This window comes from Ferdinandcohnia sp. GQ5, from assembly GCF_059759275.1.
Genome location: NZ_JCAXEW010000011.1, coordinates 130,748 through 153,757, shown reverse-complemented (window position 1 = coordinate 153,757; position 23,010 = coordinate 130,748). Strand labels below are relative to the sequence as shown.

Below are 23,010 nucleotides of genomic sequence, written 5' to 3'. Positions count from 1 at the left end.
ACATGTATACGATAAATCACTTAACTTTACCTTAGCATAAAATTCTAATAATTCTATTACTTTAACACCATCCCAGTCTACATCCCCTGCAACTCATTAACAGTCACAAACCTATACCCCTCATCCTTAAGCGATTGGATAATCCCCTCAATTTCTGCTAAAACTTTATCGCTATCTTCATACATCGGATGCATCAAAATGATTGAACCAGGGATTATTTGTTCTTTGACATACTGGATCCTATCCTCGGTTTCAGTGTAGAAAGTGTCCGGTTCAATATTCATGGTGATTGTGTCTTTCTTTTGTTTGTAAAGATAGTAAGGTAATCCAACGAGCTTTTTGCTGTTTGGTGGGCGGAAGTCAATTTCTCCCTCATACCCTGCTTCACGGATTAATTCATCAGTTTTTTCAATTTCTTCTTTAATATAGGATGGGGATTTGAAAATCATTCGGTTATGGGAATACGTATGATTTCCAACCTGATGCCCAGCTTCAGCTATTTTCTTCGCTTCCTCTTGATATTTCTCGATATCTTGTCCAATTAAAAAGAATGTTGCCTTCACATCATATTTGTCCAAAAGTGGTAGGATGTCGTTCACATTTTCAGTCGGTCCATCGTCAAATGTCAAAGCAACTAGCTTTTGATCTGTTTCAACTTGCTGCGTAAGCCCGCCAAAAAGTTGGAATGACCTTGAGTTCATTAACTTGTAACTACCCAGTAAAGCAAGAAAAATAATTAAAATAACAAGTCCACTAATTGATAATTTTCTTTTCATCATTTACTTCCTTTTCAATTTATTGAACTTCTATTATAGTAAATTTAACAGGAAAATTGAAACCAGAATTTGGAACAAGAAATTGCCTTGCTTAAATTTTGTAAATTGAATCGTTGAAAAAGGAAATTGATTCTTTTTAAATTAGATAATAAATGGTACAAAGAACCAGAAAAGTTTCATGAAACAGTTGTTGAGTACCTTACAGAGGAAGGAAAAAAGTCGAGTCTCTTTAAATCATAAAGAACATAACGAGCAATAATGTTCTCCGGCTTACTCATAGATAGGGAAAAGTATGAACTTTTTGTTCTCACCGGAAGTATATCAGCGGCTCCGCAAACTGCAGTATTTTGGAAAATAGACTAATTATCTCTGCTCTTTTTCATAATTGGAACATAAAAAAGAGATATACCGATATCGGTATATCTCTTAGCTTATTAAGCGCACTTATTAAGCTTTGCGAACGTTAGAAGCTTGTGGACCACGTTGTCCTTGCTCTACATCAAAAGTTACACTTTGACCTTCGTCTAATGATTTGAAGCCTTCGCCTTGGATTGCTGAGAAATGTACGAATACGTCTTCTCCACCTTCACGCTCGATGAATCCAAAACCTTTTTCTGAATTAAACCATTTAACTTTACCTTGTTCCATGTAAATTGCCTCCTAGTGTGATTGCCACACATATGTTACTATCCTTGTTCAAATACCTTAGACGAAAAACAAAATGAATCTTTAATCTGAATAAGAACAAAAATAATTCTTCCTTAGAATAACAGATATAAAAGAAAATAGCAAATGATATTAAGAAATTAATTATTATCAGGACTTTGTACTTATAGAGGAGCCTATATTAGAGGGCTCCTCGAGTACATACATTCATAAAAGAACAGTAGTGGAGTACCTATTTCACCTTAATCAATTGTAATAGATTCTTTATTTTGGGACAGTGGACCTGTCCCTCTGTCCCAATCGATATCGAATCCTAGGTCTTCTAACATTTTATGGTCAGCCGATCCTTCTTGGCCAATAGTTGTGAGATAATCTCCTACAAAAATTGAGTTTGCTGCGTAGAGGCCTAGTGGTTGAAGGCTTCGCAGATTTACTTCTCTTCCTCCTGAGATGCGAATTTCCTTCGTTGGATTGATAAAGCGCATGAGGCACAGTACCTTCAGGCAATATCGTGGGTTCAACTCGTTTGTCCCCTCCAGAGGGGTTCCAACAATCGCATGCAAGAAATTCACCGGTATGGAATCCGCGTCTAGGACGCGTAAGCTTCTTGCCATATCGACAACATCTTGCTTGGATTCCCTCATTCCCACAATTACCCCGGAACAAGGTGAAATCCCCTGTTCTTTAATGGTTTCCACAGTATTAACCCGATCTTGATAGGTATGTGAGGTTGTAATACATTCATGGTGATTTTCAGATGTATTAATATTGTGATTATAGCGGTCAACACCCGCGTCTTTTAGTTTTTTGGCTTGATCTGATTTTAAAATCCCAAGACAAGCGCAAATTTTTAAATCATATTTTTCTTTGATTTCCCTTACGACAGATACAACGTGGTCCACTTCCTTGTTACTAGGACCGCGTCCACTTGCTACGATACAATATGTGCCCACTTGCATTTGATGAGCTTTTTCAGCCCCTTTCAAAATTTCTTCCTTGTCCATCATTCGATATTTTTCAATCGGTGCAGTTGAAATACTGGATTGTGAGCAGTACCCGCAGTTTTCCGGACATAGCCCTGACTTTGTATTAATAATCATATTTAGCTTCACCTTGTTGCCATAGTAATGATGACGAATCACGTACGCACCATGAAGTAACTCTAAAATTTCTTCATCTGGAGAGTTTAAGATATCTAACGCCTCATCATTCCTTACTTTATAGCCATCTATCACCTTTAATGCTAATTCCTTCCATTTACTCATCATTTTTTCTCCTCCATCTTTTCTAATTAACTGATTTTTTCAAGTTCGCTAAATAACCACGACTAACAAGTGTCCGTTCAAAGCGGTGCGCAAATAATCCTGCTCCAATCGCAAGGACGATATCTTTTGGTAACGGGACAATCATCCACAACCATGCCATAGAATACGTAAATCCTTCTGGAGCATCCGCAAATAATTGATAGGAAAAATACATCCAGTTCGTTCCGAAAAGATAATTAATGGACATCCCAATTAGTGATGCAATGATGTATGTATGTAGCGCCTTATTTTTTTCGATGATTATTCCTGTGATATATGCCGTTAAAATAAATGAAACAATAAAACCAAAAGTTGGACTTAATAAATGAGTAAACCCTCCGCTAAACTTAGCAAACACAGGAACCCCTACTAAACCTACAAATGCATACACACACATGCTAATCGCACCAAGACGACTACCTAAAATCGCACCAGCCAAGATCGCGAAAAAGGTTTGCAATGTGATCGGTACACCGCCAACAACCATAAATGGCGCAATCGATGTAATATTTGCCCCGATTGCCATTAACGCCACGAACATTCCTACTAAACTAATATCAATTGTTGATAACTTCCTTTTCAATTCCTTAGCCTCCTTCTCTTATCTATATAATTAAAATAATGAGAAAACGGTTTATTTGTCAACCTATTTTTATTCTAAGTTAACATATAAACCATAAAAATAGGAGTCTCTTTAAGTGAGACTCCCTAAAAAATGGACTAAATTCGGCAAATAATTAGTAAACTCTAAATGTTGTAGAACCCGTACTGCTTGAGTATCCACTCTTTGAAGCAGTGGCGTCAAGTCGATATGTTCCAGTTGCAGTTGAATAGCTTGTGCCGATCGACCAAGTTGCTACACCTGACGAATTGGTTGTTGCAGTTCCTGTTACAGTTGACCCATTTGGACGTGTAACTTTAAAATTCACGGATGCATTTGCAAGCGCGGCTCCATTTGAATCTCTTACTGTACTTGTAACATAGACGGTTTCGCCACGATAATAGTAGCTATAGTTAGTAGATACTGTTGTAACTGTCTCAGTTGATGATGGTGGTGGTGGTGTGGTTCCACCGCCTCCAGAAGCTGCTACAACAGCTGCATGGGCATCAACAATTCCATATCCGTATTGCGTGGAGCTACCAGCCTCTTGTGCTGTATCTCGAAGGATTTGTCTAGCTTGTGAGACTGAAATATTCGGATTCGCCGCTCTAATTAATCCCGCTACCCCAGCCACATGCGGAGTCGCCATTGATGTACCTGATAAGGATGTATAGCGACTATTTGGATAGGTGCTGTAAATATTCGAGCCAGGTGCCATAAGCTCTAAACCTGAACCATAGTTTGAAAAGCTTGAGCGTGTTCGGTTCGATGTAACGGATCCAACCGCGATTACACTACTATAAGCAGCTGGATACGAAATACTCGATGCCCCGTCATTACCAGAAGCTGCTACAACAATCGTTCCTTGCGATGTGGCAGTTTGTACCGCCTCATCCATGCTTTGATTATAACCTCCACCGCCAAGAGACATATTAATGACATCTGCATCAATATTGGCTGCATATAAAATTCCCTGTGTGATTCCGTATAAGGAACCTGATCCATCATCACCGAGTACCTTCACTGGGATAAGGGTTGCATTTTGCATGACACCCGAAACAGACCCATAGCTTGCAATCGTTCCAGCAACGTGAGTTCCATGACCTTGAACATCCATCGTTGTTCCACCGACAAAGGTTCTTCCTAAGCTCGTGTTCACAAAATTGGCCAGACTAGGGTGGTTATGGTCGATTCCAGTATCCAACACAGCAATTTTTACAGCACTTGAACCATTCGTAACTGTCCATGCTTGCGGAGCCTTAATCATGTCGTAATGCCATTTTTGATTTTGATGAACAGCTTGAATTGTCGCTGTTCCTTCAATGGCCATCATCTTATAGTTTTCGGAAATATATCTAACTTTGAACCCAAGATTCATTAACGCTTTACGCAATTCTTTTATAGCCATATTACTAGATTTGAACTGATTCGGAGAGTATTTGACTAAGTAGACTAAGCCCATTTTCTCGACTACTTTTTTGTTAAAATTTTTATTTAGGAGTGGTTTGACTGAAGTATCTTCAACATGGAGAGTGTCTATGATTGAGAATCCTTTTGCTTTTAACGCATCATCCTGACCTGTCAGACTGTCTGCGCTCTGGATTGTGGAATCTGAATTGCCTTTTTGTTTTGGCTCCACTGAAACGATTAGTTCACCTTCAACAAAGTCTTGGTTCCCTTTCCCCGCATTGTCGGGCTGGTCGGCAAAAGTTACACCTGCAAACATCGTTAAAACGAGTAAAAGCACAATCGCAAAACTGACAAATTTCTTCATTTACATACCTCCGCTTTTAGTTTTGAAAAACAACTCGTATGATATAAGTCAGTGGCACGCTCCCTTCTATGTATCGTGTATATACAGAAAAAAAGCAAAAAATGTCGACTAACTGGTGACTTTTTCACTTTTGACTGTCAAGATTATGTATTCGCAAGAATCGTTTGATGAGGAATTGTTGAGAAGATGTAAATTGCGTTTAGTGTTTGTAAAATTTGAAATGTCCTCTGCCTCCATTACACTACAATTTTCCAGTTGTGACCGTCAATATCTTTTGTAATATTCAGTTATTTACTACCACAAAATATTTTTCACGCCAAACATGTATAAGCCGAAATATCTAATTTTACTAGTATTATAGTCTTTCACATAGATTCACCGCTTTGGTGCGGTAATAGAAAAAAAAGGTACCTCCCGAGGGAAGTACCTGATTTTTTAATAACCCGAATCCTCTGATGTTAAGTTATCTAGCATTGAGTAATCATATTTCTGTAGTGGCTTTTCTGCCGGCCCTTCTAAAACTTCGCCCGTATAGGAGAAACGTGACCCATGACATGGGCAGTCCCACGATTTTTCACTATTATTCCAATGACATTCACAGCCAACATGGGTACAGGTTGTATCAACAATGTACAGTTTTCCAGTTTCGTCTTTGTAAGCCCCTTTTCGATGACCATCAATGGAGATTACGGCACCTTCCCCTTTTTGAATGTCATTGACATTTTTCTGAGGGATTTCCATTTTTCCTTGTACTAAATGCTTCACCACTTTCGCATTGTTCACAAAGAAATTTTTCAGAGAAGGATGTGCATAGAATCGGGCTGGTGAATACAGATCGCGATATGGATTATTTCGTTTCAAAATAATATCTCTAAATAGTAAGGCAGCTACTGCACTGTTTGTCATGCCCCACTTACGGAAACCCGTTGCGACCAGAATGTTTGGTTCACTGGTTGTTAACTCCCCGATATATGGGATTTTGTCCAAAGTCTCAAGATCTTGTGCGGACCAGTGGTATTGAATATCCTCTAATTCAAAAACCTGTTCACTAAAAATACGTAAGGAATTGTAATCTTCCTTTGTGTCCGTTCTTTCACCCGTTTGATGACTTCCGCCTCCAAGGATAATGTACTCTTCGCCATTCGTTGAAACAGATCGAATCGAACGAGTTGGCTTATCGACACTCAAATACATGCCACCTGGGTAACTCTCCTGTGCTTTAATGGCAACAGCGTATGAACGCGACGCTTTCATTCTAGCCGAATAAAGCCCTGTCCCTTCGAAAAATGGGAAATGCGAACATGCAAGGACAAAACCACCAGTTACCCGTTTGTTATTGCGAGTGAGTACGGTAGGTTTTTCCCCTGTTTCAACATTGACCGCAACCGTATGTTCAAAAATGAGTCCACCTTTTTCTTTAATGATTCTGACAAGGTGCGCTAAGTATTTGACTGGATGGAATTGTCCCTGATTTTTCATCACAATTGCGTTTTTTATCTCAATGTCAAAAGGAATAGTGTCTACAAGGCCACCATCAATTCCAATTTTTTCATAGGCCTGGGCTTCGTTCTGAATCTTTTGTGCATACTCATCCGTTGTGGAGTAAAGGTAGGCATCCTGTTCCTTAAAGTCACACTCAATTTGGTGCTCTTCTACTGTTTTTTTGACAAAATTTAATGCATCCGTGTTTGCTTCATAATAAAGCCTTGCGGTGCTTCTTCCGAAATTCGTAATGAACTCATCATAGATGAGGTCATGCTGTGCTGTAACTTTTGCAGTTGTGTGTCCGGAAGTACCATTGGTTAGATGATCCGCCTCTAATAAGGCGACTTTCAATCCCTCGTTTACTAAGACATACGCGGAGGTAATACCTGCAATCCCCCCACCTACAATCACAACATCTACCTCTAGGTCTTCCTCGAGTGGTGGAAACTCCGGAATGTCAACATCGGCTCTCCATAAAGGCTCGGGTGCTTCGGGAAGCTTTTTCTCATTTGCCACAATAAACCCTCATTTCCTAAATAAGTAAGTTTAGGTTTAGGTTTTCCAGTATTTTAGGTATCATGCATGGGTCGTGATGATATTGGGGTGGGTATTAATATAATTGGGACAGTGCTGAAATTGCTTAGTTGCTGATGAAGGGGATTCGTTGATCGCTTCCGCGGGGTTTTCCCCTTCATACCGCTGGTGAACGGGATCCGCGGGTTTTTCTGTGGAGTTTTCCTCCTCATATCGCTTATGAAGGGGATTCGCCAATCTCTTCCGCGGGGTCCTCCTCTTCATATCGCTTATGTAGAACTCTACTGACCGAACTCTGCTTGGCAAGGGACTTCATTGTCCTTATGAAGGACTCTACTGATCGAACTCCGCTTGGCAAGGGACTTCATCCACCTTTTGAAGGAACCTAAAAACATAACTCCGCTGCCTCCGGGATTTCATCTAACATCCCAAAATAAACTTAGGAAATCAAACCTCTTCCCACCCATATTGGGCCGGGGCTTCACCTTTTCTATCAACTATCCGTGCCTTAGTTTTACGCTTTTCTTCAATAATTTTTAGAACATCTATATAAAATTCCCATTCATCGCCAAAATCGAATAGATATAGAAAACTTTTTCCCTCTCGAAGTTGAAGTTCTCCCAAACTCACCTCATTTGCATAGGGACCCTCAAAATCAAATGGTGAGTTATAAAAGTTTTCTCTGCTAAATTTTTTTCCATCCATAAAAAAGGCGTAAAGATGATCATCTTCAAAATCAAAAGCCTCTTGGATTAAATGATGGACATCCAATAAAGTATGTGAAGCTGAAAATTGTAACTTCCGCCAGCATGACTGGTTTAAAGTCACTTTAAATAAATAGGTACCCGAACTATTCTTTATTTCGCTCTCAAGAAAGTTTTGAGTGACCTCACCTTCTTCAAATAAAGGCTGTAATAAAGGAAAAAGAGATTCATGTTGCATTCTTTCTGGTTCTTCACTATCTTGCCCTTGATGATATATGGAACTAAGACCTAATATATCAAGATATGATCGTGAACCAAACTCTTGATTTGATTCAGAATCCCATGTATCAAGTAATGATTCTTGTAAATGTTTAAACAATGGGGTTAGCAGAATTGATTTCGCGGCACGATAAGTCGGACTGACTTTTTTTGTTTTTTCTTCATCAAACACAACTTCCCAGAGCCCAAAGTAATGAAAGTAATATAGAAAATTCTCAAAATCAAAAAATAATCGTCTTAATATATCATTTTTATTAATGTAGATTATCTTATTAGCAGGGTATTCCTCAAGTTTATCAAACAGGATATCAATACTATGAGGGGCCCTCTCAAAATAGCCGCCTTGTAAATAATCCCAATCAACCTTCATCCAAAAAGCCTCTAACAATGCAATATATTGCTCAGAAGTTGTTAGTCTCAAAAATTCTTCATAACTTTTTGATTGTAATGTAACTGTCTTTTGTGAATGCAAAGGCTCTTTTCGAAATAGATCTAACTCGATGCTCGCAAGAAAAAATAAATGCAAAAGTGGATATCCCGGTTGATTGTTTTTTAAAGGAACATCAAATTTCGGCTCAGACATTATGTCGTAAATTGCAATTAAATCCTTTCGAGGAAGGAACTCATTTGCTTTTGTTAACTTTATTTTGTTATTTGCTATGTAATCTAAGAATTGGATAAAGTCCCTAGTAATTTTTGTAGGGTATTCCTCTGTAATACGTATTCTCGTTTCTTTTTTACTCATATAGAATTCTCCTTATTCCTGTTCAGTTATATTTTTCCATTGTACCCTGTCTACATAAAAAAATCACCCGCCCACAGGACAGGTGAATTAACTTAAGAAGTAACTTCCTTATTTTTCACAACGCGTGATGTTAAAATTGGAATCACAACGATAACCCCAATCATCACAACAAGCGCAACAATCGAATACAGGACAGGGAATCCAAACAGATTGATTGTGTTAAAATCATCAAAAAATGGCTCAACATTCATGTAATATATAAACGAAAATTGGAAGATATCCTCTACCCAATTAGGAAGTTGAAGTGTTTCTACCAAAAAGTATGGTATCGCAAAGATAGCACCATTTATGATAAGTGAAACCAAAGCATTTTTACATACAGACGAGATAAGCACAATCATAATGGCAAAACTACACGCACCGAACAAATGGAACCCTAATTGCAGTAAATGGTACTCTAACATTGTAAAACTATATGGCGAAAAATAGTATTTAAATGTATATTGGATGGACGTTTCCCAGCCACTATTCCCATATTGAATAAGGTTCCACGCAATATTAAAAATCTCCCACCCTACTACAACAATAGCGGAATAAATTAAGGCAGCTCCAATTTTGGCACCTAGCAATGATCCTCTACCCTTTTTTGAGCTAAGAATATAGTTGTCCACCCCCGTGCTATATTCCTGGGTGTACATACTAGAAAGCCCCACCAAAAGCATTGCCCCGGTGATGAATACCGAAAAAACACTTGCAAAATCAATGATTTCTGCAGGACCTTTGCTATAGGCGAAATAAGAGGTATCGATCTCTTTTAGCATGGCTGTTTGAAGCTCGGTATTATATTTATTTTCCCCTGCTAGCTCTTTGATTTTTTCCTGAGCATTCAATTCCACCTGATGGCCATACGCGAGATTTTCGTAAACTCCCATCAGGGTCCATTCATCTTCAGATAACCACTGATCGGTTTCCATCATTTCGTCTTGCTTTTTCATTAACTCTTCATTGCCCTTTGCAGCAACTTCAAGTTTTTCCTCAGTAACTTTCCCTTCCCAATCCTTATAAATTGCTCTTTCTTGATCAGCACTAGGATAATAGGTGAATCCCGTCGAAAAAACAATCAACAAAAGAAACGTAACATAGACCATTCTTTGCTTAAAAATTTTATATAACTCAAATTTTAATAGCTCCATTTATGCGACCTCCTCATCGAAATAGTAGAGATATAGATCCTCTAGATTTGGATGTTCATTTACAGCATTTAGATGAGGTTTAACATCACTTAAAATCCGTAACTTGAATTTATCCCCAACACGAGCAATGTTGCCAACCTTATATATAGATTGAAACTTTGTAGTTTCAGATTCAGTATCAACTGTGACAGACCAAACCTTTTCTTCGATTCCTTTTAATAACGATTGAGGTGTCTGCTTTTGAATCAGTTTTCCTGACTTTAAAATCAAAACTTCCTTCGCAATGAATTCGATATCTGACACAATATGTGTGGATAACAATACAATACGGTTTGTTGAGATTTTTGATATCAAATTTCGGAACCGGATTCTCTCTTTTGGATCAAGTCCTGCCGTTGGTTCGTCTACGATCAGAATTTTCGGGTCATTTAACAGAGCTTGCGCAATTCCGACACGTCGCTTCATTCCGCCTGAAAACTTCCCTACCTTTTTCTTGGCATGCTCAGTTAATCCTACCAATTCCAATGTTTCCATGACCTTTGCTTTTGCGTCTTCCTTTGACAGACCTTTTAACGTTGCAATATAAAGCAAAAACTTTTCAGCTGTAAAATTTTTGTAAAGACCCACATGCTGAGGCAAATATCCGATGACATCTCGATATCGATAATCCAAAACCGAAATATCTTGACCGTCTAGCAATACTCTTCCGGAGCTCGGCTTCATAACACTAGCAAGAATGCGCATCAATGTCGTCTTTCCTGACCCGTTCGCCCCTAAAATCCCGTACACCCCTGTTGTAAATTCTAAATGTAAAGAGTCCAAAGCCTTTTTATCATCAAAGACTTTTGAAACATTTTCAATGGTTAAATTCATATGAAATACCCCTTTTGTAAATTCTGCTCATTTTAATCATGATAAAAATTGTCGCGGCTAGAGTTACCAAAATATATGCCACTGCTGAAACCGCTTCAATTCTTACTATTACATCTTGTTGTGCTAGAAAGAGAGCAACTACTGTCCAAACAACAAGTCCGCCGGTTAGCGTGTATGCTCCACGAAATTTTGACGCTACCACTAACATAATCGATGCAATGATGGTAAATGGGGTCGCCCAATAAAGAACTAATTTTCCAATCATCACCTCGGGTAGGAGGACTGCAAAACTAATCGTCAAAAGGATATTCAGGGTAATATTGAAGGCTCCTACAACAACCATTCTCGATAAAATAATTTCTTGTAGGCTAAATTTAAATGACATCTCTAGTTCAGCCATCTCGGTATTTCCACTCTTAAATATTTCAATCATCCCGATGAATGTTGGGAGTGGAGCCACATACAGCATAATGAGATATGGATCTACCTCGTAAAATAGAGTTGAAGTTACTCCGATTAGTAAAAATAATAGATTTAACCCCCAAAACAATGGTGAAAAATAAAAGACTTCCCTTGTAGAATACTTCATTACGGTTGACACACTGGCAACAAGTGTATCCCATTTATTTTCTATTTTAGGAACGTGAGGACGGAGCGCATCAACTGTCATCATAATTTCAGATTCACTTGGAAATTCGACATCAAACTCGTCAAGGGACATTTCCAATTCCTGTTCCAATTCTAAAATCTCATCATCGATCTCAAATTTAATGGTTTGTCTGTCGTTTTTGATCATTTCCCTCACCTCTCTCTAATGATGTTGCAAGTTTCCCAAGGCCTTGCTTCAATCTTGATTTAACGGTCGACACATTCGCTTTCGTGATGTCGGCAATCTCCTTAATTTTCATGTCATGATAGTATTTCAGAATCACGGCTTCTTTTTGAATATCTGGTAAGCGATTAATAGCTGCCTTTACCTGCTCCCGCGATTCCTTTCGTTCAAATATGTAGGGAACATCACTGTTTGTACTTTTAATTGAATCTTGAAGCTCTGTTATTTTAGTGGTTTGTTTATAATCAGCACTCTTCCAATAATCACGGCAATGATTGACGGCAATTGTATAGAGCCAGCTTTTAAAACTACCTTTATTTGAATAAGACTTAATCCGCTGCATCATTTTTATGAAAATTTCCTGTGTTAAATCGTACGCCATTTCCTTGTTTCCCACTTTTCGATAGACAAAAGCGTATATCGATTTATAATACTTCCTTGTCAAAACCTCCATCGCCGCTTGACTACCTTGCAGGATTTCTTCAATTAGTTCTTGATCCTCAGGCATTTTTATCACCTCAATTATCTAAGACGAAAAGATTTGAAAAAAGATTTATTCCATCTAAAAAAAGTTTCTGCTATGATTATCTATTTAGAATGAGAAGGCTGCAACGGGAAATTGTAATGACGTAAAAAAGCACCTATCTCCAAAATGGATAGATGCTGATATTAATTTTAAATCTACATAAAATAATCCAATATAAAATACAAAATCAAACAAAGGATAGATCCTGTTAAAAATGGACTAATTCGAAGTCGGACTTTTTCATGCTTTTCTCTGTAACTACCGAGAAATGTATTAAAAACGGCCATCTCTGAGTTTTTTGTAAAGATATCGCCTGAGGAGCCCATTAAGATTGCGACTATTATAAAAAAACAAGAGCCAATAAACAAGGTAGTTAACGTATTTGCATCTAAATAGAGGGAAACTCCATAAAGAATTGCTACCTCTACGGCAGTAACAAGGAGCGCAAATGTGATGTATCGTACCATTGTTCATCCCTCCTTCCTCAAACTGCTGATACCGTTTATTACGAATGAGCGTGAGAAAAGTTTCGGAATACTTAGTATATACTATTCCGCTTTTTCATCATTTAGTCCGGACAAACCTAGGCTTGGACTTTTCCAAATAATAGATTATTTAAATTGTAAGCGGTTTTAGTTGGTAAGTAAAAAATACATGTTATAATGGGGTGGATGACAGTTGCAAACTAGTAGGAAAGAGAATTAAATACTACTAGAATGTATATGTAAAAGGGAGAGGACATCATGAGCCAAGTTCGAATAGAAAAGGATTTTCTTGGAGAAAAAGAGGTTCCATTTGATGCCTATTATGGCGTCCAAACGATACGTGCAGTTGAAAATTTTCCGATAACTGGTTACCGTATCCATGAAGAATTAATTATCGGATTAGCTATGGTTAAGAAAGCAGCAGCCTTAGCAAATATGGATGTGAAGCATCTATATGAAGGTATTGGTAAACCAATTGTACAAGCTGCAGATGAAATTATTAACGGAAAAATGCATGATCAATTTATTGTAGACCCTATCCAAGGTGGAGCAGGTACGTCTATTAATATGAATGCTAACGAAGTCATTGCTAATCGTGCACTAGAGATCCTTGGACATGAAAAAGGAAAATATAATGAAGTTAGTCCTAACAGCCATGTGAATATGTCTCAATCTACAAATGATGCATTTCCAACGGCACTTCATATTGCCACACTTAACTTAATTGAAAAATTACTAAGCACAATGGAATATATGAAAGGCGTTTTCCAACAAAAAGCGCAAGAATTTGACCATATCATTAAAATGGGAAGAACTCATCTTCAGGATGCAGTGCCGATTCGACTTGGACAAGAGTTCGCTGCATATGCCCGTGTTTTAGAACGTGATATAAAGCGTATTCAACAATCCCGTCAGCATTTGTATGAAGTCAATATGGGAGCTACAGCTGTAGGAACTGGGCTAAATGCTGAACCACGATATATCGAAAATGTTGTCAAATATCTAGCAGAAATTAGTGGACTGCCTTTAGTAGGTGCTGAACATCTAGTCGATGCTACCCAAAATATCGATGCATACGCAGAAGTATCAGCTGCGTTAAAAATAAATATGATGAGTATGTCAAAGATCGCAAATGATTTACGTTTAATGGCCTCAGGACCACGTGCAGGTCTCGGCGAAATCAGCTTACCAGCAAGACAACCAGGTTCATCCATTATGCCAGGTAAGGTAAACCCAGTTATGCCTGAAATGATTAATCAAGTAGCCTTCCAAGTGCTAGGAAATGATCATACAATCTCGTTAGCAACTGAAGCTGGCCAACTAGAATTGAATGTAATGGAACCAGTTTTAGCATTTAATTTATTGCAATCACTTAGCATTATGAATAACGCATTCAGAGCATTTACTGATTATTGTCTATCAGGAATCAAAGCAAATGAAGAGCGTTTAAAGGATTATGTTGAAAGAAGTGTCGGACTCATTACTGCCGTTAATCCACATATCGGATATGAAGTCGCCTCTCGAATTGCAAGGGAGGCTATTATAAACGGTAAACAAGTTCGTGAACTATGTTTACAATATGATGTATTAACTGAAGAAGAATTGGATTTAATCTTAAATCCATATGAAATGACAGAACCAGGGATATCAGGTTCTTCATTGTTGCAACGAGCATAAAACAAAGAGGACTGGTGACAGTCCTCTTTTTCATTTTAAATCGCCTTTACCATTCCACCGTCAACCAAGTATGCTTGTCCGGTCATATAGGAATTAGCATCCGATACTAAAAACGTAACGATATTAGCAAATTCTTCAGGTGCACCATAACGTTTTAACGGAATGGTTTCTTTGTACATTTGTTCAATTTCTTCAATCGGCTTTCCTAGTTTTTCGGCATTGATTTGATCCAAGTGTGCAACGCGGTCTGTTGCAATACGTCCGGGTGCGACCGTATTGATGAGAATATTATAAGGCGCTAATTCGTCAGCTAATGTTTTTGATAAACCAACAATGCCTAGCCGAAAAGTATTGGAAAGAATAAGACCAGGAATAGGCACTTTGATAGATGAAGATGCAATATTGATGATTTTTCCACCGTTTTCTTTCAAATACGGTAGAGCGCCACGGATCATTCGAACATAACTTAATAGATTTAATTCAAATGCCCCCTGCCATGCTTCATCATCTAACTGGTCAAATGTTCCTGCTGGAGGACCTCCCGCATTGTTTACAAGAATATCGATTGTGCCAAACGTTTCTATTGTATGTTTCATCAGAGCCTCAATTTCTTCTTTGTTGGTAATATCCGTTTGAAGAAAAGAGACTTTTCCCATATTTAATGCTGAAAGTTCCTCTTGAACTGCTTTTAATCTTTCCTCACTGCGACTTGCAAGCATCACATTGGCGCCTTCTTTTACGAGCTGGGTTGCGATTGCTTTTCCGAGCCCTTGGCTAGATGCGGCAACGATGGCGGTTTTCCCGCTTAAATGTAAATCCATATGTCATTCACTCCTTAAATTTGAGTTTACTCTTCCATTTTAGCCCATTTTCATAATTTTGTGTTGAGCTTAGAATGTTGAATTTTTCCCAAACTTTATTGAATTGAGTCCAACCACTCAATATTTGTTCCCTAACTCAAATTAATTGTGCACTAACCCTTAAAAGGTCAGCTCAGACAAAAAAGAGCTGACCCTTCTATTCTATTTCGAGACTGACATCTCAACCTGCTTATCAATCTTAGGTTTCCGTTCGAAAATACCAGTTCCTAGTAACACTCCACACACAATTAAAAAGAAGCCAACTAACTGAATGAATTTAAATGATTCATTTAAAAATAACACCGATCCAATCAGAGAAAAGAATGGTGCAAGATTTAAGAATATAGCCGTTTCACCTGGTCCAATTTTGGAAATGGCAAAATTATAACATAGGTTTCCGATACCCGTTGAGATAATTGCAGATGCAGCAAAAACTACCCACACATAAGCAGGTACAGCTCCAGTTGCAGCAATAGACTGCCCCTCCAATGCGAAGCTTACTATCAATAAAAATCCTGCCCCCATTAATAAAGCGTAACACGTAATGGTTTTTGCATTTAATGTGTAAGAAGCTTTTCGAATAAAAATAAAACTTACCGCTTGCGCAATGACTGATAAAAACACGTACAAATCCCCGAGTGCAAGCTTTGTAAATGACCCTCCACCAAGGATTAAGATAAAGTAAATACCCATTATTCCTAAAAAGACACCGCTGATTTTTAAAAATGTCATGTTCGCTTTTAGAAAAAGCACCGCCAAAATATTTGTAACAAGCGGAATTAAGGCTAGAATGGATGCACCATTTGTGGCACTCGTGCCCGTCAAGCCGACAGAAAGTAATGCTTGGTGGCCAAGAATTCCAGTCAAAGCACTAAGTGAAACATACCCAAACTCGTGGAGACTCATTTTTTGGAGATCTTTTTTCACATATAGAAAGACAAAAATTACAAGGGCCGCTGCCAAGATTCGTAGACCGGTAATGGATACTGGCGGAAAATTTTCAACCAATATTTTAATCGCTACAATATTAAGCCCCCACGCAACCATAACAAATAACAGAATGCCGTATAAATAAAGTTTTCGCACATTCACCAATCCATTCTGATGTGATCCATCTTTTCACTAATGCACTCTATTATACTCCATATCTGTTAAAAATTGGCTAGAAAAATAAAAGTCCGGCAGATAACACAAATCGTGCCTTCTACCGGACAAGTCCTTTTTTCAAAAGGTTCATTTCAATTGTAAAGCCCCTTAATGCGGAGTCTGATGATAAATCATAAGCAAAGGCATGGATTAAATTACGCAGCATTACAGACGTAATGATTTGTATCGAATGAAACAATTCCTCATCATTCTCTACATTCAATTTACTTATATTAATTCGAGAACTTAGCTCTTTAAAGTTTTCGTTCATTTCAACATCACCTGTAATTCTGTCAAACGTACGTTCAATTTTATGGGTCATGTTGAGCAAGGCATTTTTTAAAAATGTTAGTCCCTCATCTTCTTGCAAAAACAGTTCGAAGAAGTCAACCATCGTTTGAAACAAATCACCATCATGCTTTTCTAACATTGAAAGAAATGCAACCTTCTTTTCCTTAGCATATTCACTTAATATAAAGAAATAAACATCTTCTTTATCCTCAAAATATTGATAAAAACTACCGCGTGGAATTCCAGCTGATTTTATAATATTGGAAATCGAAGCGTCAAATAATGGAACGCTTGAAAATTCCTTTTTTGCCGCTTCAATCAGAGTTTGTTTCTTATCATCAGGTAAATTAAAAAAAGTAATCTTCGGCATTTTCACCTCTCCCTATTTGTCGAAGGATAAAAAGTCATAAGGAAGAAGGATTTTATCATCCAAAGTATAAAGCTCTTCCATTTTCGTTGATTCCTTTAGTTTGTTCATTTCTCCTTGAAGTTTTTCCATCTTTTTATCTAATTGTGCTGCTGTTACAGCCGCTTCTTTTAATTCATCCTTCATATGCTGAGGGATTTCTTTATTGTATTTATAATAAATTTTGTGTTCTAAGCTTGCCCAGAAATCCATGGCAATTGTTCGAATTTGAATTTCAACAAAAATATGTTCTTCACGATCGGACATAAAAATTGGAATTTGCACAATTAAATGTAGACTTTGATATCCGTTTGGTTTTGGATTTTTAATGTAATCTTTACACTCAATTAAGGTAATATCCTTTTGCTTTTGCAGCATTTCACTGATTTTATAAATATCGGAAATATAAGCGCATGTAATTCGAATCCCCGCAATGTCACGAATATTTTCTGTGATGGACTCAAAACTATAGTCATATCCTTTGCGTTGGATTTTGTTCAGTATACTCTCTGGTGATTTCAATCGAGATGATACATGCTCAATTGGGTTGTAATCATGTATATATTTAAACTCCTGCTTTAAAATATTTATTTTGGTCATCATTTCTTCAAGCGCAAACTTGTATGACATCATAAATCGTATCAGTTCTACCTTCATATCTTTAAACTGATTCATTCTAATTCCTATAGACATAATTCGTCTCCTTTTAGTGTGAAGCTATTGGTCTTTTACAAATTGAAGCCTTGACACCTAACGATTGCAGTTTTTTCGCAAGCTTTCGTAGTTTCATTTGGTTCAGTTCATTTTTAGGTTCTGTCTTTATCATGACATCTTGTCACCTCACAATTTACATTTTAGATGACACCATGTCACAAGTCAATTAATTATGACACATTGTCACACTATGTTCACATACAGAGAAAAGCCTTTCTCCAAGTAAGAGAAAGGCATAATTGTTATAAAGCAGTACTTGTTTTTTCCACTACGGGCTTTGGTTCATTCAATTCCGGATGAGCTTTTCTTACAACACTTGGTCTTGCTAGAACTAACACGACCCCAATTAAGATAACCGCCGAAGTGATGAGAATATATTGGCCAGGCAATACATCGTATAGATATCCAAATATAATCATTCCAAGTGGCATTAAAGCTACTGCCATTGATTCTAAAATCGAGAACACGCGTCCCTTATAATCATCATCAATCATTTTTTGCATCATAACTTGAAGCGGTGTATTAACAACGATAATCATCAAACCATTTATAAACATTGCAACAAAATAATACGCAAACACTGACCAATACGATAATGAAATCATTAATGGAACAGCCATCGCTCCCATAATGACCCCTAACCCAATGATTCCACGTTTTGAAACAAGGAAGGGATATTTCACTTCTTTTCGAATCGAGAAGTAAATCGAGAATAACAGCATTCCAATGGCAAAGGCTCCTTGCGTGAAACCGAAATGTTCTGAAGCCAACTTTAATTTTTCAATTAATATAAATGAGTAACCGACCTCAAAAGCTCCAAAAAGGAAGTTGATGACTAATGCCATCCAGATCATCGTCATCAGGACCTGTTTTGTTTTTAAATAGGAAATACCTGCTTTAATACTTTCCCACATTGTTTCCTTCTGTTCTGTTTCATCTTTCTCCTTGCGATTTGAGAACAGATTGAAGTTCATGGTAGATTCAAGTAATACAGCAATGACAGAAGCCACAATGTACATTCCTAAAAATAATTCCATTGATACTGTACCATATAACAGTCCACCTACTGCTGGGCTACCAATGGCCGCAAAAGAAATTGAAATTTGGTTAAGTGACATTGCTCTTTGAATACGTTCTTCATCCACCAAACCGGAAATCGATGAAGTGAAGGTTACGCCAGTAAATGAAGTTGCGATTGATAATACTACCGTTGTTGTATAAATTGCAATTAAAGATAAACCATAGGTCAAACTAACAACGAGTAACCCTACAATCGCTAGTGTTGCAACAAGCTGTGAGATAATGACGATTTTTTTTCGAGAATATTTGTCTGCTGCATAACCTGCTAGCGGTGCTACAAGTGCCCTCGGTAAAAGATTACATATTAGATTTGTCGCAAAGCTTGTTGCTGATCCTGTAAGTTGAAGTATATAAAAGCTGATTGCAAATGCGTATACTTGTGCGCCGAATGAGGAAATGATTTTACTTATTGTGAATGTAAACAAATGATAAGATGCCCTTTTAAGCTTTTGTTGTTCAGTCATGCTAATTCCTCCAGTTTTGGAAAAGTTTAATTTAATTAAACAAATCTTATCATCATATTACTTTCTTTTCAACAAAAAGTTTAATATAATTAAACAAAATAATAAAAATAGGGAGAGTGCCTATTTCTTATGCTAGGTGAACGCATACGTAAATTACGTAAACAAAAGAAATTAACATTAGAAGAACTTGCAGGTACAAAACTGACAAAAGGCATGCTCAGCCTAATTGAAAATAATAAAGCAAATCCATCTATGGAGAGCTTAACCTATATTGCAGAGAGGCTTGAAATAGATTTGTCACAGCTTTTAAATGAAGTGAATTTTGAGGAATTAAGGGAAGTATTGGATGAGGCTGAAAAAATATTTTCACGCAACTCAGATGATTACCCCGAAAAATATAAAAATCTGTTCACTCTCATTGACCCGGTTGTTCCCCAATTAAACCAAGGCTATGTAGCTGCAAGATTGTTGGAGCTATATGGGTACAGTTTATACTGGGAAAAGCAAGGTGACTGGAAACAGTCTCTTGAACAAGCAGCCGTCCTGTACGATCAAATGAATGTAACAACGAAACGGGTAGGCATAGCCTCATTTCGTTGCCTTGCCGATTTTATCGAACATAACTATGAGCAATCATTGGAAACAATCTTACATGAACGAAAAGAAATTGAAAAAAAGCACGTCTATATTGACCCCATTTCAAGATTGGACCTAGATTATAATGAGGCCGTTATGTATTTTGCTGTTGGGGATATTAACGCGGCAAAACAAGTCATGGATGAAGCCATTTCATTCTCTCAAAAAAACAAAACGTTTTATCGAATTGATGATTTATACAGGTTGGCAGCAGCCTATTCGATGATGGAAGAAGAATGGGAGCAATATGAATATTACCTGAAGAAGTTGAATCAATATGCGATGTTTTCAGACGATACAATGTCTCAAGTTACATCAAAACTCTTTCTCATTGAGTCCCTCAATGGCTATAAACATGATTACGCGGAAGCTCTTTCAATGGTCGATCAGCTTTTAAACGATCCAGAATTAAAACATCATCAATTAATTGAATGGTTTCATCTTGAGAAGGGAAAAGCATTACATGGATTAAAACGCTACGAAGAAGCCATTAACTATTTCGAAAAGGTAGTCATTCCTGACTATCATCACCACCCTTTTGACTTATCACAATTTTATCTAAAAGAAACATATATGGCGCAATGTCTAGTTGAACTTGGAAAAATAGAGGAGGCTTTAGGAGCTGCGAAAAAAGCAGTTGATTTATTTGATCACCTCCCTGATTCTCCTTTTAAAGAATTAAGCTTGGAGACTTATCAAAAAATTCTTGAACTGAAATCTGTTAAATGGGGAAAATCGTGATTAATGCCCATAACCATTTTGAGTAATATTAAAAAATGTCACCAAAGCAATAAATAAAGTTGTAACAGGAAATAAAAAGTACTTTTATTTGAATCTCAATATTTGATATCATACTTAAAGAAAAAGTATTAATGAAGGTGAAGAAATTGGATTATCAAATTTTACTTTATTACAAATACATCGAAATTGATGACCCGCAGGCTTTTCGAGACCAACATTTTGAATTCTGTGCTTCCATTGGTTTGAAAGGCCGAATTCTTGTTGCAACAGAGGGGATCAATGGTACTGTGTCAGGTACGGTGGAGCAGACGGAAAAATATATGGAGTTTATGCGAAGCGATGCCCGTTTTTCGGATATGGTTTTCAAAATTGAGAAAAGTGAAGGACATGCTTTTAAAAAGCTTAAAATTAAGGTGAAACCAGAGATTGTTAATTTAAGTCTGGATAAAGACTTAAATCCAAATGAAATTACGGGTAAACATCTTTCACCAAAGGAATTCCTTGAAACGTTACAACAAGACGATGTCATCGTTCTTGATGCTCGAAATACCTATGAGTACGATCTTGGTCATTTTCGAGGGGCCATTCGACCTGATATCGAAACTTTCCGAGAACTGCCAAAATGGGTTGAAGAGAACTTAAGCGAGCATAAGGATAAAAAAATACTAACCTATTGTACCGGAGGAATCCGTTGCGAAAAATTCTCTGGATTCCTTGTTAATGAAGGCTTCAAGGATGTTTCTCAGCTTGAAGGTGGCATCATTACGTACGGATATGATCCAGAGGTAAAAGGTGCACTTTGGGACGGAAAATGCTATGTATTTGATGAACGCATTTCTGTACCAGTAAACAGAACTGGTGAAGAAACAGTGGTTGGAAAATGTCATCACTGCGGGAAACCAGAAGAACGGTATGTAAAATGCGGAAATCCGGATTGCAACAAGCATCTCCTATTATGTGAGGACTGTGAACATGAACACTACAGATCTTGTAGCCAGGAATGTAAAGACCACCCTCATAATCGCTATGTGAAGGAACATCAATTGGTGTAAATTATAAAGATACTTATTTAATTACACTTCAACTAGCATAATACGTAGCAATAAAAAGAGACTAGGGTTTAAACTTTCCTAGTCTCTTTGCTAATATTAGATCTTCTTATGTTTTTTTCGTACATTGAATCAAACGTACTTTATTAGGAATTACTTTGAATTTGACATATTTCAAAGCGCTTTATAATACCTTTTAATATCGTAAAATTCAAATGTAGAGAGGGAGTGGATATTATGGCAATTAGACCCCCGCTGTTACAAAGAGGAGATACAATTGGATTAGTTACACTTGGCAGCCCTCTTGATGCAAATATTATTAATGCCGGAGTACAATTCTTGAGAGATATCGGTTTTAATATCGTCTTTGGTAATCATGTATACTCATTTAATGGTATCGTTGCGGCGCCAGCCCAACAAAGAGCAGATGATTTAATGCATATGTTCAGAGATCCGAATATCAAAATGATCCTTGCCACCCGTGGAGGGACTGGAGTTCAGACCATTCTTCCTTATCTGAACTTTGATGTCATAAGACAGAATCCTAAAATTATATCTGGATATAGTGACATGACAGTATTATTAAATAGTTTATATCAGTTTAGTGATTTAATTACGTTCCATAGTTTAATGCTTATTGAATTTAGACCAGAAACCCCTGTTTATAACTTCAATCAATTTTTTGAAGCAACATCAACGTTGAATTCCCCCAGGCTCATCCAAAACCCACCAAACATAGCCATAAGGAGTTTAGTACCAGGAAATGTTACAGGTCCAATTGTTGGTGGAAATATGACTTCGTTAGTAAATGCACTCGGAACACCATATGAGATTAATACAAAGGGAAAAATACTTTTTTTAGAAGAAACCCACGCTCCATCTACCATGATTTTTAGGTATTTAACTCAATTATCAATGTCAGGTAAATTTCAAGATTGTCTTGGCATAATTATAGGGGAATGTACGAATTGCCTTGTATCATATGGGACAACATTCGAAGATCTAATTCATGATTTATTGGTCCCCCTAGGAAAACCACTGTTAATCAACCTTACTACCGGTCACGGCTATTATAAAGCTGCTATTCCAATAGGAGCTAATGTGAATCTAAATTCAACAGCCAAAACATTAACTGTGCTTAACCCAACGGTTTCTTAGTGATGCTTCTG

21 protein-coding genes are annotated in these 23,010 nt (G+C 37.3%); 4 read left to right on the top strand and 17 right to left on the bottom strand.

Annotation, left to right across the window (positions count from 1 at the left end; all coding sequences use genetic code 11):
* Window positions 1–77 precede the first annotated feature (77 nt).
* The 12 genes from AC6CHV_RS14985 to AC6CHV_RS14930 all read right to left on the bottom strand — a co-directional run bounded on the left by AC6CHV_RS14985 (window position 78) and on the right by AC6CHV_RS14930 (window position 12,759).
* On the bottom strand, window positions 78–776 hold the full coding sequence (locus AC6CHV_RS14985) for a polysaccharide deacetylase family protein (protein ID WP_341332147.1): 699 nt from the start codon (window positions 774–776) through the stop codon (window positions 78–80).
* A gap of 447 nt (window positions 777–1,223) precedes the next feature.
* On the bottom strand, window positions 1,224–1,424 hold the full coding sequence (locus AC6CHV_RS14980) for a cold-shock protein (RefSeq protein ID WP_099353760.1): 201 nt from the start codon (window positions 1,422–1,424) through the stop codon (window positions 1,224–1,226).
* Window positions 1,425–1,684: 260 nt separating this feature from the next.
* A complete protein-coding gene (bioB, locus tag AC6CHV_RS14975; RefSeq protein WP_341332148.1) occupies window positions 1,685–2,707 on the bottom strand; it encodes a biotin synthase BioB in 1,023 nt (340 codons plus the stop codon).
* 22 nt (window positions 2,708–2,729) lie between these two features.
* Window positions 2,730–3,329 (bottom strand): biotin transporter BioY, encoded by a 600-nt coding sequence (locus tag AC6CHV_RS14970; RefSeq protein ID WP_341332149.1) that lies wholly within the window; start codon window positions 3,327–3,329, stop codon window positions 2,730–2,732.
* 154 nt (window positions 3,330–3,483) lie between these two features.
* On the bottom strand, window positions 3,484–5,121 hold the full coding sequence (locus AC6CHV_RS14965) for a S8 family peptidase (RefSeq protein WP_341332150.1): 1,638 nt from the start codon (window positions 5,119–5,121) through the stop codon (window positions 3,484–3,486).
* A 435-nt stretch (window positions 5,122–5,556) separates the two neighbouring features.
* Window positions 5,557–7,122, bottom strand: coding sequence for an FAD-dependent oxidoreductase (locus AC6CHV_RS14960; RefSeq protein ID WP_498079132.1), 1,566 nt, complete (start codon window positions 7,120–7,122; stop codon window positions 5,557–5,559).
* Between the two features lie 465 nt (window positions 7,123–7,587).
* Complete coding sequence (locus AC6CHV_RS14955; RefSeq protein ID WP_498079131.1) at window positions 7,588–8,868, bottom strand: IS1096 element passenger TnpR family protein; 1,281 nt, start codon at window positions 8,866–8,868, stop codon at window positions 7,588–7,590.
* A 92-nt stretch (window positions 8,869–8,960) separates the two neighbouring features.
* Window positions 8,961–10,061, bottom strand: coding sequence for a hypothetical protein (locus AC6CHV_RS14950; RefSeq protein ID WP_498079130.1), 1,101 nt, complete (start codon window positions 10,059–10,061; stop codon window positions 8,961–8,963).
* Window positions 10,062–10,934: an ATP-binding cassette domain-containing protein gene (locus tag AC6CHV_RS14945; protein WP_498079129.1), complete on the bottom strand. Its 873-nt coding sequence runs from the start codon at window positions 10,932–10,934 to the stop codon at window positions 10,062–10,064.
* Complete coding sequence (locus AC6CHV_RS14940; RefSeq protein WP_498079128.1) at window positions 10,918–11,730, bottom strand: hypothetical protein; 813 nt, start codon at window positions 11,728–11,730, stop codon at window positions 10,918–10,920. Before AC6CHV_RS14940 ends, AC6CHV_RS14945 begins: the two co-directional genes overlap by 17 nt.
* Window positions 11,702–12,274, bottom strand: coding sequence for an RNA polymerase sigma factor (locus tag AC6CHV_RS14935; RefSeq protein ID WP_341332156.1), 573 nt, complete (start codon window positions 12,272–12,274; stop codon window positions 11,702–11,704). The genes AC6CHV_RS14940 and AC6CHV_RS14935 overlap by 29 nt, the downstream gene beginning before the upstream one ends.
* Before the next feature lie 173 nt (window positions 12,275–12,447).
* Window positions 12,448–12,759 carry a hypothetical protein gene (locus tag AC6CHV_RS14930; RefSeq protein ID WP_498079127.1) on the bottom strand — a complete coding sequence of 104 codons (312 nt, stop codon included), beginning with the start codon at window positions 12,757–12,759 and terminating at the stop codon, window positions 12,448–12,450.
* 276 nt (window positions 12,760–13,035) lie between these two features.
* Between AC6CHV_RS14930 and aspA the strand changes: the two genes are divergently transcribed.
* On the top strand, window positions 13,036–14,454 hold the full coding sequence (gene aspA / locus AC6CHV_RS14925; RefSeq protein ID WP_341332158.1) for an aspartate ammonia-lyase: 1,419 nt from the start codon (window positions 13,036–13,038) through the stop codon (window positions 14,452–14,454).
* 35 nt (window positions 14,455–14,489) lie between these two features.
* On the opposite strand, the gene AC6CHV_RS14920 is transcribed toward aspA, so the two are convergent.
* The 5 genes from AC6CHV_RS14920 to AC6CHV_RS14900 form a co-directional block, all read right to left on the bottom strand.
* A complete protein-coding gene (locus AC6CHV_RS14920) occupies window positions 14,490–15,275 on the bottom strand; it encodes an SDR family oxidoreductase (protein ID WP_341332159.1) in 786 nt (261 codons plus the stop codon).
* Between the two features lie 201 nt (window positions 15,276–15,476).
* Window positions 15,477–16,400, bottom strand: coding sequence for an EamA family transporter (locus AC6CHV_RS14915; protein WP_498079126.1), 924 nt, complete (start codon window positions 16,398–16,400; stop codon window positions 15,477–15,479).
* A 118-nt stretch (window positions 16,401–16,518) separates the two neighbouring features.
* On the bottom strand, window positions 16,519–17,121 hold the full coding sequence (locus tag AC6CHV_RS14910; protein ID WP_341332161.1) for a TetR/AcrR family transcriptional regulator: 603 nt from the start codon (window positions 17,119–17,121) through the stop codon (window positions 16,519–16,521).
* A 12-nt stretch (window positions 17,122–17,133) separates the two neighbouring features.
* The gene (locus AC6CHV_RS14905; protein WP_121445192.1) at window positions 17,134–17,850 is read right to left on the bottom strand and encodes a RelA/SpoT-related domain-containing protein; all 717 of its coding nucleotides are present in this window, start codon (window positions 17,848–17,850) and stop codon (window positions 17,134–17,136) included.
* A gap of 263 nt (window positions 17,851–18,113) precedes the next feature.
* Window positions 18,114–19,415, bottom strand: a complete 1,302-nt coding sequence (locus AC6CHV_RS14900; protein ID WP_498079125.1) for an MFS transporter — start codon at window positions 19,413–19,415, stop codon at window positions 18,114–18,116.
* A gap of 129 nt (window positions 19,416–19,544) precedes the next feature.
* Here AC6CHV_RS14900 and AC6CHV_RS14895 point away from each other — a divergent pair, with 129 nt between their 5' ends.
* The 3 genes from AC6CHV_RS14895 to AC6CHV_RS14885 all read left to right on the top strand — a co-directional run bounded on the left by AC6CHV_RS14895 (window position 19,545) and on the right by AC6CHV_RS14885 (window position 22,999).
* Entirely contained in the window at window positions 19,545–20,792 is a 1,248-nt protein-coding gene (locus tag AC6CHV_RS14895) for a helix-turn-helix domain-containing protein (RefSeq protein WP_341332163.1), read from the top strand.
* Window positions 20,793–20,923: 131 nt separating this feature from the next.
* The gene (gene trhO / locus AC6CHV_RS14890; protein WP_440272310.1) at window positions 20,924–21,844 is read left to right on the top strand and encodes an oxygen-dependent tRNA uridine(34) hydroxylase TrhO; all 921 of its coding nucleotides are present in this window, start codon (window positions 20,924–20,926) and stop codon (window positions 21,842–21,844) included.
* A gap of 234 nt (window positions 21,845–22,078) precedes the next feature.
* Window positions 22,079–22,999: a S66 peptidase family protein gene (locus AC6CHV_RS14885; RefSeq protein ID WP_341332164.1), complete on the top strand. Its 921-nt coding sequence runs from the start codon at window positions 22,079–22,081 to the stop codon at window positions 22,997–22,999.
* Window positions 23,000–23,010 lie beyond the last annotated feature (11 nt).

Bases quoted from the DNA above. Each gene is read 5' to 3' on its own strand.
- AC6CHV_RS14985 (WP_341332147.1), bottom strand. From the start codon at position 776: ATGAAAAGAAAATTATCAATTAGTGGACTTGTTATTTTAATTATTTTT.
- AC6CHV_RS14980 (WP_099353760.1), bottom strand. From the start codon at position 1,424: ATGGAACAAGGTAAAGTTAAATGGTTTAATTCAGAAAAAGGTTTTGGA.
- bioB (WP_341332148.1), bottom strand. From the start codon at position 2,707: ATGAGTAAATGGAAGGAATTAGCATTAAAGGTGATAGATGGCTATAAA.
- AC6CHV_RS14965 (WP_341332150.1), bottom strand. From the start codon at position 5,121: ATGAAGAAATTTGTCAGTTTTGCGATTGTGCTTTTACTCGTTTTAACG.
- AC6CHV_RS14955 (WP_498079131.1), bottom strand. From the start codon at position 8,868: ATGAGTAAAAAAGAAACGAGAATACGTATTACAGAGGAATACCCTACA.
- AC6CHV_RS14950 (WP_498079130.1), bottom strand. From the start codon at position 10,061: ATGGAGCTATTAAAATTTGAGTTATATAAAATTTTTAAGCAAAGAATG.
- AC6CHV_RS14945 (WP_498079129.1), bottom strand. From the start codon at position 10,934: ATGAATTTAACCATTGAAAATGTTTCAAAAGTCTTTGATGATAAAAAG.
- AC6CHV_RS14940 (WP_498079128.1), bottom strand. From the start codon at position 11,730: ATGATCAAAAACGACAGACAAACCATTAAATTTGAGATCGATGATGAG.
- AC6CHV_RS14935 (WP_341332156.1), bottom strand. From the start codon at position 12,274: ATGCCTGAGGATCAAGAACTAATTGAAGAAATCCTGCAAGGTAGTCAA.
- AC6CHV_RS14930 (WP_498079127.1), bottom strand. From the start codon at position 12,759: ATGGTACGATACATCACATTTGCGCTCCTTGTTACTGCCGTAGAGGTA.
- aspA (WP_341332158.1), top strand. From the start codon at position 13,036: ATGAGCCAAGTTCGAATAGAAAAGGATTTTCTTGGAGAAAAAGAGGTT.
- AC6CHV_RS14920 (WP_341332159.1), bottom strand. From the start codon at position 15,275: ATGGATTTACATTTAAGCGGGAAAACCGCCATCGTTGCCGCATCTAGC.
- AC6CHV_RS14910 (WP_341332161.1), bottom strand. From the start codon at position 17,121: ATGCCGAAGATTACTTTTTTTAATTTACCTGATGATAAGAAACAAACT.
- AC6CHV_RS14905 (WP_121445192.1), bottom strand. From the start codon at position 17,850: ATGTCTATAGGAATTAGAATGAATCAGTTTAAAGATATGAAGGTAGAA.
- AC6CHV_RS14900 (WP_498079125.1), bottom strand. From the start codon at position 19,415: ATGACTGAACAACAAAAGCTTAAAAGGGCATCTTATCATTTGTTTACA.
- AC6CHV_RS14895 (WP_341332163.1), top strand. From the start codon at position 19,545: ATGCTAGGTGAACGCATACGTAAATTACGTAAACAAAAGAAATTAACA.
- trhO (WP_440272310.1), top strand. From the start codon at position 20,924: ATGAAGGTGAAGAAATTGGATTATCAAATTTTACTTTATTACAAATAC.
- AC6CHV_RS14885 (WP_341332164.1), top strand. From the start codon at position 22,079: ATGGCAATTAGACCCCCGCTGTTACAAAGAGGAGATACAATTGGATTA.